Genomic DNA, 13902 nt, shown 5'->3' with positions numbered 1-13902 from the left:
TAATGACCCGGTTCCTCTCTTCTTGGGTGTCTCATGACCGCCTCCGCCGCCTCACTCCGTGCCCGCAGCGCCGCCTGGCTGCTGCTTCCTGCCATCTTTCTGGCCGGCTGTTCGCCGAAACCGCCTGCCCAGGAGCCCGTGAGGGCGGTCAAGTTCGTGACCGTCGGCACCAGCGACTACGACGCCCAGCCCGAGTTCTCGGCCGAGGTGCGGGCCCGGGTCGAATCGCGCCTGGGCTTCCGGGTGGCGGGCAAGATCATCCGCCGCCAGGCCGAGCTCGGCCAGCACGTGCAGGCCGGCCAGGTGCTGGCGCAGCTCGATCCGCAGGACTACCGCCTGGCCGCCGAGGCCGCCCGTGCCCAGCAGGCCGCCGCGCTGACCAACCGCGATCTGGCAGCCGCCGACCTCAAGCGCTACACCGAGCTGCGCTCGCAGAACTTCATCAGCGGCGCCGAACTGGAACGCCGCGAAACCACCTGGAAGGCCGCGCAGGCCCAGCTCGAACAGGCGCAGGCGCAACTGGCCTCGCAAGGCAACCAGGCCAGCTACACGACGCTGGTGGCCGACGTGGCAGGCATCATCACGGCCATCGAGGCCGAGCCGGGCCAGGTGGTGCAGGCCGGCACGCCGGTCGTGCGCATCGCCCAGGACGGCGCGCGCGACGTGGTGTTCGCGGTGCCTGAAGACCGCGCCGCGCTGATCAAGCCCGGCTCGCCGGTCGCGGTGCGCGGCTGGTCCGGCGGCGAGGTGCTGCAGGGCCAGGTGCGCGAGGTGGCGGCCAGTGCCGATGCGGTCACGCGTACGTACTCGGTCAAGGTGTCGATCGACGCCGCGACCTCGCCGGCGCTCGGCGCCACGGTCTACGCCAGGCCGCAGGCGCTGGCGCGCACCGACGTGGCGGTGATCAAGCTGCCGACCAGCGCACTGCGCCAGGAAGGCACGGGCTCGGCGGTCTGGGTGCTCGACAAGGACAGCATGACCGTGCGCTCGCAGCCGGTGCAGGTGGTCACGGCCGACGGCAATGAGGCGGTGATCGGCTCGGGCCTGTCGACCGGGATGATGGTCGTGGCCGCGGGCGTGCACGTGCTGTCGCCAGGGCAGAAGGTCACCATCTACCAGTCGAAGGAGGCCATGGCGGCCGCCGCCAATGGCCAGCAACAGGCGCAGGCGAAGCAGCAGGCGGTCGAGGCCGTGGCCGCGACGAAGAAGGAGATCGCAACGGGTGCCGCCAAATGACGGAAGGCCCAGCGACCCCCGCGACAACCCCGGCGCCTGAGTCTGAGTACAAGTCGCCCGGCTTCAATCTTTCCAAATGGGCGCTGGACCACGCGCCGCTCACGCGCTACCTGATGGTGGTGCTGATGGTGCTGGGCGCGTTCGCGTACTTCCAGCTCGGCCAGGACGAAGACCCGCCGTTCACCTTCCGTGCCATGGTGGTGCGCACCTACTGGCCCGGCGCCACCGCGCAGCAGGTGGCCGAGCAGGTCACCGACAAGCTGGAGCGCACGCTGCAGGAAGCGCCGTACGCCGACAAGATCCGCAGCTATTCGAAGCCGGGTGAGTCGCAGATCATTTTCCAGATCAAGGATTCGTCGAAGGCCGCCGAGGTGGCCAACGTCTGGTACACGGTGCGCAAGAAGATCGGCGACATGCGCGGCACCTTGCCCGCGGGTGTGCAGGGGCCGTTCTTCAATGACGACTTCGGCGACGTCTACGGCGTGATCTACGCGCTGGAAAGCGAGGGCTTCAGCTACGCCGAGCTCAAGACGCTGGCCGACGACGTGCGACAGCAGCTGCTGCGCGTGAAGGACGTGGCCAAGGTCGACCAGTTCGGCGTGCAGGACGAGAAGGTCTTCATCGAGATCTCGCAGAAGCGCCTGGCCCAGCTGGGGCTCGACTTCAACGCCGTGCTGGCCCAGCTCGGCTCGCAGAACGCGGTCGAAAGCGCCGGCACGATCCAGTCGCCGCTGGACGTGGTGCAGGTGCGCGTGGGCGGCCAGTTCACCAGCGTCGAGCAGCTGCGCGAGATGCCGATCCGCGGCAGCTCGGGCAACCAGATCAAGCTCGGCGACATCGCCGAGATCCGCCGCGGGTACGTCGATCCGCCGGCCGTCAAGGTGCACCACCAGGGCAAGGAAGTGATCGCGCTGGGTGTGTCGATGGCCAAGGGCGGCGACATCATCGCGCTGGGCAAGGCCCTCAAGGCCACCACCGCCACCATCGACCAGCGCCTGCCGGCCGGCGTGAAGCTGGCGCAGGTGCAGGACCAGCCGGTGTCGGTGGCCAGCTCGGTCAACGAATTCGTCGGCGTGCTCATCGAGGCCGTGGCCATCGTGCTGGCCGTGAGCATCATCGCGCTCGGCCTGCACAAGGGCGGGCGTTTCGGCTGGTACATCGACATGCGCCCGGGGCTGGTGGTGGCCATCACCATCCCGCTGGTGCTGGCCGTGACCTTCCTGGCCATGAACTACTTCGGCATCGGGCTGCACAAGATATCGCTGGGGTCGCTGATCATCGCGCTGGGCCTCCTGGTGGACGACGCGATCATCGCCGTGGAGATGATGGTGCGGAAGATGGAGGAGGGCTACGACAAGGTCCGCGCCGCCACCTTCGCCTACGACGTCACAGCCAAGCCGATGCTCACGGGCACGCTCATCACGGCGGCGGGCTTTTTGCCGATCGGCATCGCCAAGTCGGTGACGGGCGAATACACCTTCGCGATCTTCGCGGTGACGGTGATCGCGCTGGTGCTGTCGTGGATCGTGTCGGTGTACTTCGTGCCGTACCTGGGCACGCTGCTGCTCAAGGTGAAGCCGCACGACCCCGATGCGCCGCCGCATGAGCTGTTCGACACGCCGTTCTACAACAGCTTCCGCCGCGCCGTGAACTGGTGTGTGCAGCACCGCTGGCTGACCATCGGCGCCACCGTGCTGATCTTTGCGCTGGGCATCGTCGGCATGGGCAAGGTGCAGCAGCAGTTCTTCCCCGATTCGAGCCGGCCCGAGATCATGGTGGACATCTGGTTCCCCGAGGGCACCTCGTTCGCCGCCAACGAAGAGGTGGCCAAGCGCGTCGAACAGCGCGTGATGAAGGAAGAGGGCGTGAAAACCGTCAGCACCTGGATCGGCTCCGGCGTGCCGCGCTTCTACCTGCCGCTGGACCAGGTCTTTCCGCAGACCAACGTGTCGCAGCTCATCGTGCTGGCCAAGGACCTGAAGGTGCGCGAAACGCTGCGCCTGCGCCTGCCCGCCTTGCTGGCCGAGGAATTCCCCGAGGTGCGCGGCCGCGTCAAGCTGCTGCCCAACGGCCCGCCGGTGCCGTACCCGGTGCAGTTCCGCGTGATCGGCACCGAGCCCGCCCAGCTGCGCGCCCGCGCCGACGAGGTGAAGGCCGTGCTGCGCGAGAGCCCCAACATGCGCGGCGTGAACGACAACTGGAACGAGTCGGTCAAGGTGATCCGCCTCGAAATCGACCAGGCCAAAGCGCGTGCGCTCGGCGTGACCAGCCAGGCCATCGCCCAGGCTTCGCGCACCATGTTCAGCGGCACCACGGTCGGCCAGTACCGCGAGAACGACCTGCTGATCGACATCGTGCTGCGTCAGTCCGCCGACGAGCGCGAGGCGATTTCGGACATCGGCAACGCCTACATCCCGACGACCACGGGCCGTTCGATCCCGCTCACGCAGATCGCCCGTCCGGTGTTCACCTGGGAGCCCGGCGTGATGTGGCGCGAGAACCGCGACTACGCGATCACCGTGCAGGGCGACGTGGTGGAAGGCCTGCAGGGCGCCACCGTGACCGAGCAGCTGCTGCCGAAACTGCGCGAGCTGGAAGCCGGCTGGCATGCGGCCGGGCAGGGCGGCTACCGCATCGAGGTGGCCGGCGCCGTGGAGGAAAGCTCCAAGGGCTCGGCCTCGATCGTGGCGGGCGTGCCGATCATGCTGTTCCTGGTGTTCACGCTGCTGATGCTGCAGCTGCACAGCTTCAGCCGCTCGCTGCTGGTGTTCATCACCGGCCCCATGGGCATCGCCGGCGTGGCCGCCGCGCTGCTGCTGCTGAACCGGCCTTTCGGCTTCGTGGCGCTGCTCGGCGTGATCGCGCTGATGGGCATGATCCAGCGCAACGCCGTGATCCTGATCGACCAGATCGAGCTCGACCGCGCCGCCGGCGTGCCGGCCTGGGACGCGATCGTCGAATCGGCCGTGCGGCGCCTGCGCCCCATCGTGCTGACCGCCGCGGCGGCGGTGTTGGCGATGATCCCGCTGTCGCGCAGCGTGTTCTGGGGCCCGATGGCCGTGGCCATCATGGGCGGGCTGATCGTGGCCACCGTGCTGACGCTGCTGGCGCTGCCGGCCATGTACGCCGCGGCCTTCCGCATCAAGCGGGAGCCGCAAACCGCTGCCGCCTGAAAAGGCGCTTTTCACGGGCCGTTGTCGCGCGGCTCGTATCCCTTGCGCGAGAGTGGGTGAAATCCCCCAAAGGGGGAAGCCGGAAGGCCCCCATTCTTGCGTTTAAAATGCGCGGTTGACCGATTTCAGGCGGACGGTCTTGGGCCAGCGGTTTTTCCGCAGCGCCGAGGCCGTCCGCCTTTGCATTCACCTGAAATTTGGCATCGCGCGGGTGGCGAAATTGGTAGACGCACCAGGTTTAGGTCCTGACGTTCGCAAGAACGTGCCGGTTCGAGTCCGGCCCCGCGCACCAGCCACACCCCTCACAAGGAAGACACCATGACCGTGAACGTTGAAACTCTCGAGAAGCTCGAACGCAAGATCACGCTGACCCTGCCGGTCGGCACCATCCAGAACGAAGTCGATTCGCGCCTCAAGAAGCTCGCGCGCACCGTCAAGATGGACGGCTTCCGTCCCGGCAAGGTGCCGATGAACGTCGTGGCCCAGCGCTACGGCTACTCGGTGCACTACGAAGTCATGAATGACAAGGTCGGCGAGGCCTTCTCGCAAGCCGCCAACGAAGCCAAGCTGCGCGTCGCCGGCCAGCCTCGCATCACCGAGAAGGAAGAGTCGCCCGAAGGCCAGCTCGCCTTCGACGCGGTCTTCGAAGTGTTCCCCGAAGTCAAGATCAACGACCTGTCGGGCGCTGAAGTCGAGAAGCTGTCGGCCGAAGTCGGCGACGAAGCCATCGACAAGACGCTGGACATCCTGCGCAAGCAGCGCCGCACCTTCGCCCAGCGCGCCCAAGACGCCGTGGCCGAAGACAACGACCGCGTGACGGTCGACTTCGAAGGCAAGATCGACGGCGAGCCCTTCCAGGGCGGCAAGGCCGAAGACTTCCAGTTCGTCGTCGGCGAAGGCCAGATGCTCAAGGAATTCGAAGACGCCGTGCGCGGCATGAAGTCCGGCGACAGCCGCACCTTCCCGCTGTCGTTCCCGGCCGATTACCACGGCAAGGACGTGGCCGGCAAGCAAGCCGACTTCATGGTCACCGTGAAGAAGATCGAAGCCTCGCACCTGCCCGAAGTCAACGAACAGCTGGCCAAGTCGCTCGGCATCGCCGAAGCCACCGTGGAAGGCCTGCGCGCCGACATCAAGCGCAACCTCGAGCGCGAAGTGAAGTTCCGCCTGCTGGCCCGCAACAAGAACGCCGTGATGGACGCCCTGGTGGCCAACGCCGAACTCGACCTGCCGAACGCCAGCGTGCAGTCGGAAGTCGCCCGCATGATCGAAGGCGCCCGCGCCGAGCTCAAGCAGCGCGGCATCAAGGACGCCGACAAGGCCCCGATCCCCGAAGAAGTGTTCCGCCCCCAAGCCGAGCGCCGCGTGCGCCTGGGCCTCGTGGTCGCCGAGTTGGTGCGTGCCAACAACCTGCAGGCCAAGCCCGAGCAGATCAAGGCCCACATCGACGAGCTGGCCGCCAGCTACGAGAAGCCGCAAGACGTCGTGCGCTGGTACTTCAGCGACAACAACCGCCTGGCGGAAGTCGAAGCCGTGGTCATCGAGAACAACGTGACCGACTTCGTGCTGGGCAAGGCCAAGGTCAACGAAAAGTCGGTGTCGTTCGACGAACTGATGGCGCAGCAGCAGTAAGCTGGTTTCCGTCGCTGCATGCAGCAACGCCGATGGGGCTTGTGCTTTGCGGCACGAGCCCCATTTCACTCAGGCGTACAGTTCAATCAGAGCGAACGAATCCATTTTCCGGAGAGCAAATTCATGAGCGCACAGGAAATTCAAGGCCTCGGCATGATCCCGATGGTCGTCGAGCAGTCGGGCCGCGGCGAGCGGTCGTATGACATCTACTCGCGTCTCCTCAAGGAACGCATCATCTTCCTGGTGGGCGAGGTCAACGACCAGACCGCCAACCTCGTGGTGGCCCAGCTGCTGTTCCTCGAGAGCGAGAACCCGGACAAGGACATTTCGTTCTACATCAACTCCCCGGGCGGCAGCGTGAGCGCCGGCATGGCGATCTACGACACGATGCAGTTCATCAAGCCGTCAGTGTCGACCATGTGCCTGGGCTTCGCGGCCAGCATGGGCGCCTTCCTGCTGGCAGCCGGCGAGAAGGGCAAGCGTTTCTCGCTGCCCAACTCCAAGATCATGATCCACCAGGTGCTGGGCGGCGCACGCGGCCAGGCCACCGACATCGAAATCCATGCCCGCGACATCCTGCGCACCAAGGACCAGATGAACCGCATCCTGGCCGAACGCACTGGCCAGCCGCTGGAAAAGGTCAAGTCGGACACCGAGCGCGACTACTTCCTGACCGCCGACGAGGCCAAGGATTACGGCCTGGTCGACCAGGTCGTCTCCCAGCGCGGTTAATGCCGCCCGGCGCCTCGGGCGCCCAAAAGGCAAAAACGGCGTTTCCCACACGGGAAACGCCGTTTTTGTTTAGTTATCATTGTCCATACCCTGTCACGAGGCAAAAGTCCATGGCCGAAAAAAAAGGCACCTCCAGCGAAAAAACGCTTTATTGCTCGTTTTGCGGCAAGAGCCAGCATGAGGTCAAGAAGCTGATCGCGGGCCCTTCGGTCTTCATCTGCGACGAATGCATCGACCTGTGCAACGAGATCATCCGTGACGAGCTGCCGGCCGGTGAGGAAGCGCGCGACGCGCGCAGCGACCTGCCCACGCCGCTGGAGATCAAGACCAACCTCGACAACTACGTGATCGGCCAGGAGCCGGCCAAGCGCATGCTGTCGGTGGCGGTTTACAACCACTACAAGCGCCTGCGCCACAAGGAAAAGAACACCAAGGGCGACGAGGTCGAGCTCAGCAAGAGCAACATCCTCTTGATCGGCCCCACGGGTTCGGGCAAGACGCTCCTGGCGCAAACGCTCGCGCGCATGCTCGACGTGCCCTTCGTGATGGCCGACGCCACCACGCTGACCGAAGCCGGCTACGTGGGCGAGGACGTCGAGAACATCATCCAGAAGCTGCTGCAAAGCTGCAACTACGAGGTCGAGCGCGCCCAGCGCGGCATCGTCTACATCGACGAAATCGACAAGATCTCGCGCAAGTCCGACAACCCGTCGATCACGCGCGACGTGTCGGGCGAGGGCGTGCAGCAGGCGTTGCTGAAGCTCATCGAAGGCACCATGGCCAGCGTGCCGCCCCAGGGCGGGCGCAAGCACCCGAACCAGGACTTCCTGCAGATCGACACGACCAACATCCTGTTCATCTGCGGCGGCGCCTTTGCCGGCCTGGAGAAGGTCATCGAAAACCGCACCGAGGCCTCGGGTATCGGCTTCGGCGCCGCAGTGAAGAGCAAGGCCCAGCGCAGCATCACCGAGGTGTTCCGCGAAGTCGAGCCCGAAGACCTGATCAAGTTCGGCCTGATCCCCGAACTCGTGGGCCGCATGCCCGTGGTCGCCTCGCTGGCCGAGCTGAGCGAAGACGCGCTGGTGCAGATCCTGACCGAGCCCAAGAATGCGGTGGTGAAGCAGTTCACCAAGCTGCTGCAGATGGAGGGCGTGGACCTCGAAATCCGTCCCGCGGCGCTCAAGGCGATCGCACGCAAGGCGCTGGCCCGCAAGACCGGTGCGCGCGGCCTGCGCTCGATCCTTGAACAGTCGCTGATCGACACCATGTTCGAATTGCCGAACGCGACCAATGTCGACAAGGTGGTGGTCGAGGAATCGACCATCGACGAAAACAAGCCCCCGCTGCTCGTGTACCGCGAAACGGCGAAAAAGGCCTAAAGGACAAGGACGCTCATGTCTGGTCATACCCCATTGCCCCCCGAAGCCCTCGACCTGCCGCTGCTGCCGCTGCGGGACGTCGTGGTGTTTCCCCACATGGTGATCCCGCTCTTCGTGGGTCGCCCGAAGAGCATCAAGGCGCTCGAGCTGGCGATGGAGGCCGAGCGCCGCATCATGCTGGTGGCCCAGAAGGCCGCCGCCAAGGACGAGCCCTCGGTCGAGGACATGTTCGAGGTCGGCTGCGTCTCGACCATCCTGCAGATGCTCAAGCTGCCCGACGGCACCGTGAAGGTGCTGGTCGAAGGCCAGCAGCGCGCCCGCGTGAACCGCATCGATGACGGCGAAACGCACTTCTCGGCCAACGTGACGCCCGTCGAGGCGCCCGAAGGCGGCGAGAAGGGCACCGAGGTCGAGGCGCTGCGCCGCGCGGTGATGCAGCAGTTCGACCAGTACGTCAAACTGAACAAGAAGATCCCGCCCGAGATCCTGACCTCGATCTCGAGCATCGACGACGCCGGCCGCCTGGCCGACACCATCGCCGCCCACCTGCCGCTCAAGCTCGACAACAAGCAGGCCGTGCTCGACCTGGACGACGTCAAGGCGCGCCTGGAAAACCTGTTCGGCCAGCTCGAGCGCGAAGTCGACATCCTGAACGTCGACAAGAAGATCCGCGGCCGCGTGAAGCGCCAGATGGAGAAGAACCAGCGCGACTTCTACCTCAACGAGCAGGTCAAGGCCATCCAGAAGGAGCTCGGCGAAGGCGAAGAGGGCGCGGACATCGAGGAGATCGAGAAGAAGATCAAGCTCGCCAAGATGTCCAAGGAAGGCCTGAAGAAGGCCGAGGGCGAGCTCAAGAAGCTCAAGCTCATGTCGCCCATGTCGGCCGAAGCCACGGTGGTGCGCAACTACATCGACGTGCTCATCAGCCTGCCGTGGAGCAAGAAGACCAAGATCAAGCACGACCTGGCCAATGCCGAGGCCGTGCTCAACGCCGACCACTACGGCCTCGAGAAGGTCAAGGACCGCATCCTTGAATACCTCGCGGTGCAGCAGCGCGTCGACAAGGTGAAGGCACCCATCCTGTGCCTCGTGGGCCCACCGGGTGTCGGCAAGACCTCGCTGGGGCAGTCGATCGCGAAGGCGACCGGCCGCAAGTACACCCGCATGGCGCTGGGCGGCATGCGTGACGAAGCCGAGATCCGCGGCCACCGCCGCACCTACATCGGCGCGCTGCCGGGCAAGGTGCTGCAGGGGCTGAGCAAGATCGGCACGCGCAACCCGCTGTTCCTGCTCGACGAGATCGACAAGCTGGGCACGGACTTCCGCGGTGACCCGTCGAGCGCGCTGCTCGAGGTGCTCGACCCCGAGCAGAACCACACCTTCGGCGACCACTACGTGGAAGTCGACTTCGACCTGAGCGACGTCATGTTCGTCGCCACCTCGAACTCGATGAACATCCCGCCGGCGCTGCTGGACCGCATGGAAGTCATCCGCCTCTCGGGCTACACCGAAGACGAGAAGACCAACATCGCGATCAAGTACCTGCTGCCCAAGCAGATGAAGAACAACGGCGTGAAGGACGACGAACTGGCCGTCACCGAAGCCGCCGTGCGCGACATCGTGCGCTACTACACGCGTGAAGCCGGCGTGCGTTCGCTCGAGCGCGAGCTGTCCAAGATCTGCCGCAAGGTGGTGAAGGGCCTGCTGCTCAAGCAACTGACGCCCAAGGTCACGGTCGACGGCGAGAACCTCAACGAGTTCCTCGGCGTGCGCAAGTACAGCTTCGGCTTGGCCGAGAAGCAGAACCAGGTCGGCCAGGTGGTCGGCCTTGCGTGGACCGAAGTCGGCGGCGACCTGCTGACGATCGAGGCCGTGACCATGCCCGGCAAGGGCGTGATCAGCCGCACGGGTTCGCTCGGCGACGTGATGAAGGAATCGGTCGAGGCCGCACGCACCGTGGTGCGCAGCCGCTCGCGCCGCCTGGGCATCAAGGACGAGGTGTTCGAGAAGCGTGACATCCACATCCACGTGCCCGACGGCGCCACGCCCAAGGACGGCCCGAGCGCGGGCGCGGCGATGACGACGGCCTTCGTGTCGGCGCTCACGGGCATCCCGGTGCGTGCCGACGTCGCGATGACCGGCGAGATCACGCTGCGCGGCGAAGTCACCGCCATCGGTGGCCTGAAGGAAAAACTGCTGGCCGCCTTGCGCGGCGGCATCAAGACCGTGCTGATCCCCGAAGAGAACGCCAAGGACCTGCAGGACATTCCCGAGAACGTGAAGAACGGCCTCGAGATCGTGCCGGTGAAGTGGATCGACAAGGTGCTCGAGATCGCGCTCGAGAAGATGCCCGAGCCGCTGTCCGACGAAGAGGTAGCCGCTTCGGCTGCTGCGGTGGCCGAACTGGCCAAGCAGCGCGCTGGAGCGCCGGCCGTCGAAGGCTCGGTGAAACATTGATCGATTGATTGCAGAACTTGTGAAGCCTCAAAACTGGTATATAATCTGAGGCTCGAAACGCGGGAATAGCTCAGTTGGTAGAGCGCAACCTTGCCAAGGTTGAGGTCGAGAGTTCGAGACTCTTTTCCCGCTCCAGTTTTGAAAAAGGGAAGCAAGCAGCTTCCCTTTTTTTCGCAGTTCGATTTCGTTATTCAGCGTGGCGCGATAGCAAAGCGGTTATGCAACGGATTGCAAATCCGTCTAGCCCGGTTCGACTCCGGGTCGCGCCTCCACCCTCTCGTCAAGACCGATCGGCTCCGATACACAAGCCCCGCCAACCGACGTTGCCGGGGCTTGTTTCATTTGGGTTATCGTCGATGTTCAACCCGAGGCCCGGATGGTGAAATTGGTAGACACATCGGACTTAAAATCCGCCGCTTCCTTGATCGGGGCATACGGGTTCGACCCCCGTTCCGGGTACCACCATATTTACAAGGGAGTATTTGATGCCTCGCTACAACGCTCCATTTGAGATCCATGTGCATGGCGATGTGCCGCTGCGCTCGGACGTGAGCTTCGAGCAGATCCAGGAGGCGCTGCGGCCGCTCTGGAAATACGCAGGCGCCAAATCGCTGGCCGACGGTGCCACCAGCACCTACGAAGAAGAACCCGGCATCCGCTTCGAGCAGAAGGACCACACGCTGCAGATCTGCTGGACCGTGCCGGGCGACGAAGACTTCCGCCAGGCGCTCGACGAGATGTGCATGGGCCTGAACGAACTCTCCGAGCGCGGTGCCGCGATCGAAGTCACCTTCTACGACACCGATTTCGACGAAGAAGAGGGCGACCCTGACGAAGAATCGCGCGACGACTTCCTGATGCTGTTCGTGGGCCCCAACCCGGCCGCGATCATGCAGGTGCAGCGCGACCTGTTGGTCGAAGACGTGGTCAACCTCATGGAGCGCCACTTCGACGGCGCCGAGCTGGGCGGCGTGGTCGCCGAGATCGATCGCCTCTTCAGCGACCGTTTCGACGCGCTCGTGAACTCGCTCGAAATCGGCAAGCGTCCGCGCGGTGCCGGTGGGGCCGGCGGCGGCAGCGGTGGTGGTCACGGCGGTGGCCGTCGTCCGCGCCATCTGCACTGACCTTCCCCCTTACCGCCCGGTCCCAAGGCCGCATGGCCCTGTTCCCAGCCTCCGCGTTGCGCCCCGGCGTGCGCAAGCGCGAGGTGTTCGGCTGGGCGATGTACGACTTCGCGAACTCGGGCTACACCACGGTCGTGATCACGGCGGTGTTCGCCGCCTACTTCGTCGGCGGTATCGCCAAGGGCGCGCCCTGGGCCACCTTCGCGTGGACCGCAGCCCTCAGCACCTCGTACGCCATCGTGATGCTCACGATGCCCGCCATCGGCGCCTGGGCCGACTTGCGTGCCGCCAAGAAGCGCGTGCTGGTCATGACGACGACGGGCTGCGTGCTCGCCACGGCGGCTCTGGCGCTCACGCCGGGTTTCGCGGGTGGCTCCATGGGCGTCGCGCTCGCGATGGCGCTGGTGATCGTCTCCAACGCGTTCTATTCCTACGGCGAGTCGCTGACCGGTGCCTTCCTGCCCGAGCTGGCAACGGCCGAGGGCATGGGCAAGGTGAGCGGCTGGGGCTGGGCCTTCGGCTATGTTGGCGGCATGCTGGCGCTGGGGCTGTGCCTGACGTACGTGCTGTGGTCGCAGGCCCATGGGCTGCCGGCGGCGCACTTCGTGCCGGTCACGATGCTGATCACGGCGGCAATCTACGGCGTGGCCGCCTGCGTTACCTTCGCGCTGCTGCCCGAACGCGCCGTGCCGCAGGCCAGTCGAGGCGAGGACAGTGCCTGGCGGCAGTTGCGCGCCACCTTCCAGCAGGCCCGTGCCTACCGCGACTTCATGTGGCTGCTGGTCTGCACCGTCTGCTACCAGGGCGGCGTGGCGGTCGCGATCACGCTGGCCGCGATCTATGCGGAGCAGGTGATCGGCTTCGTCGCGAGCGAGACGATGGTGCTGATCTTCGTGCTCAACGTTGCGGCGGCGGTCGGCGCCTTCGCCTTCGGCTACGTGCAGGACCGCATCGGCCACAAGGTGTCGCTGGCCGCCACGCTGCTTGCGTGGATCGCGGTGTGCGTGATTGCCGCATGGGTTACGACCAAGGGCGGCTTCTGGTGGGCCGCCGCCATCGCAGGGCTGGCGATGGGCTCGAGCCAGTCGGCCGGGCGCGCGATGACCGGCTACCTCGCACCGCCACAGCAGCTGGCCGAGTTCTTCGGCCTCTGGACCTTCGCCACGCGCCTGGCCAGCATCATCGGCCCGCTGAGCTTCGGTGCCATCACCTGGGCCACCGGCGGCAACCAGCGCATCGCGATCCTTTCGACGGCGGTGCTGTTCATCGGCGGGCTGTTGCTGCTGCTGCCGATCGACATGCAACGCGGCCGCAAGGCGGCGCTGCACGACAAGGCTGCTGTGCGATAGCGGCGCCCCGGCGCCTCAGGGCGTCTGCTGCAGCGACTTGGGCACCTTGAAGCGCTCGCCGTCATAGCGCAGCGTCACGGTGCTGAACTTCGCGGGCAGCGCCTTCTCGACGCAACCCTGGTCTTCCTGTTCCTGCGCGCGGCTTTGCACCAGCGTGCGTGACAGCTGCAGGTCGGCCAAGCCGTTGCTCGTGGTGCGCGCGACCGACAGCATGGTGCGCAGCTTCTCGAAGTGGCCGGTGCAGGTGGCGTCCCAGCCGCCGTTGTCGTGGTCGAGCTCGATCTCCTGCAGCACCTGCTGCAGCTTGTTGCCGCGCTGCACGTACAGGCGCACGGTCTCGCTGGCCTGCGGGCCCGAGGTCGTGCTGTTGCCGCGGTAACGCACGCGCAGGCCGAAGGCGCGCGTGTCGGGCGACAGCACGTAGCGCGAGGTGTCGACGCGGATTTCCTGGATCGAGGTGGTGGCGTCTTCGTCGAGCGCTTCGGGCAGGAAGATCCGCCCGATCACCGTGTCGCGGTCGGTGTTGCCGTTGTCGGGCCGCTGGATCAGCAGCAGCGCGAGGTCGAAGACCTTGGCGCCCTTGTCCGTGGTCTCGCGCGGCATCGGCAGCACGACGATGCTGCGGCCGGGGAACGCCGGCCAGACCTTGCAGGCGGCAAGCCGTTCATCGAGCGGCTGCTTGGGATAGAGCTTGGCATGCATGCGCTCGGCCAGCCCGCTTTCGCAGGCGGCATGGCCCAGGCCGGCGGCCGAGGCCAGGCCCAGCAGGACCAGTGCATGACGCAGGAAGAAGAGGGCGCGCATGGCGGGTGAGTGGATG

At 65.7% G+C, this 13902-nt stretch carries 9 protein-coding genes and 4 tRNA genes; 12 read left to right on the top strand and 1 reads right to left on the bottom strand.

Features of this window, described 5'->3' with window-relative positions; genetic code table 11:
• The first annotated feature begins 33 nt into the window (after window positions 1–33).
• The 12 genes from AC1RLW_RS06055 (at window position 34) to AC1RLW_RS06000 (ending at window position 13082) form a co-directional block, all read left to right on the top strand.
• Window positions 34–1236, top strand: coding sequence for an efflux RND transporter periplasmic adaptor subunit (locus AC1RLW_RS06055; protein ID WP_493192475.1), 1203 nt, complete (start codon window positions 34–36; stop codon window positions 1234–1236).
• Complete coding sequence (locus tag AC1RLW_RS06050; protein WP_492685527.1) at window positions 1233–4409, top strand: efflux RND transporter permease subunit; 3177 nt, start codon at window positions 1233–1235, stop codon at window positions 4407–4409. The genes AC1RLW_RS06055 and AC1RLW_RS06050 overlap by 4 nt, the downstream gene beginning before the upstream one ends.
• A 205-nt stretch (window positions 4410–4614) precedes the next feature.
• Window positions 4615–4701, top strand: a tRNA-Leu gene (locus AC1RLW_RS06045).
• A 26-nt stretch (window positions 4702–4727) separates the two neighbouring features.
• Entirely contained in the window at window positions 4728–6041 is a 1314-nt protein-coding gene (gene tig, locus AC1RLW_RS06040; RefSeq protein WP_095745076.1) for a trigger factor, read from the top strand.
• Window positions 6042–6164: 123 nt separating this feature from the next.
• Window positions 6165–6773, top strand: coding sequence for an ATP-dependent Clp endopeptidase proteolytic subunit ClpP (gene clpP, locus AC1RLW_RS06035; protein WP_062475843.1), 609 nt, complete (start codon window positions 6165–6167; stop codon window positions 6771–6773).
• A 110-nt stretch (window positions 6774–6883) separates the two neighbouring features.
• Entirely contained in the window at window positions 6884–8152 is a 1269-nt protein-coding gene (gene clpX, locus AC1RLW_RS06030; protein ID WP_062475840.1) for an ATP-dependent Clp protease ATP-binding subunit ClpX, read from the top strand.
• A gap of 15 nt (window positions 8153–8167) precedes the next feature.
• Entirely contained in the window at window positions 8168–10609 is a 2442-nt protein-coding gene (lon, locus tag AC1RLW_RS06025; protein WP_139703709.1) for an endopeptidase La, read from the top strand.
• A gap of 59 nt (window positions 10610–10668) precedes the next feature.
• Window positions 10669–10744, top strand: a tRNA-Gly gene (locus AC1RLW_RS06020).
• Window positions 10745–10807: 63 nt separating this feature from the next.
• Window positions 10808–10881, top strand: a tRNA-Cys gene (locus AC1RLW_RS06015).
• Between the two features lie 98 nt (window positions 10882–10979).
• Window positions 10980–11071 (top strand) — tRNA-Leu (locus AC1RLW_RS06010).
• A gap of 23 nt (window positions 11072–11094) precedes the next feature.
• Entirely contained in the window at window positions 11095–11733 is a 639-nt protein-coding gene (locus AC1RLW_RS06005) for a DUF6806 family protein (RefSeq protein ID WP_095745079.1), read from the top strand.
• A 32-nt stretch (window positions 11734–11765) separates the two neighbouring features.
• On the top strand, window positions 11766–13082 hold the full coding sequence (locus tag AC1RLW_RS06000) for an MFS transporter (protein WP_493192474.1): 1317 nt from the start codon (window positions 11766–11768) through the stop codon (window positions 13080–13082).
• A gap of 15 nt (window positions 13083–13097) precedes the next feature.
• Here the strand turns inward: AC1RLW_RS06000 and AC1RLW_RS05995 are convergent, their stop codons facing one another.
• Complete coding sequence (locus AC1RLW_RS05995) at window positions 13098–13886, bottom strand: PA3715 family protein (RefSeq protein ID WP_159277148.1); 789 nt, start codon at window positions 13884–13886, stop codon at window positions 13098–13100.
• Window positions 13887–13902: the final 16 nt, after the last annotated feature.

Source organism: Variovorax sp. GW822-FHT04A09, from assembly GCF_058801005.1.
The sequence above is the reverse complement of the archived record's forward strand: the minus strand, read 5'-3'. Positions and strand labels throughout refer to the sequence as shown.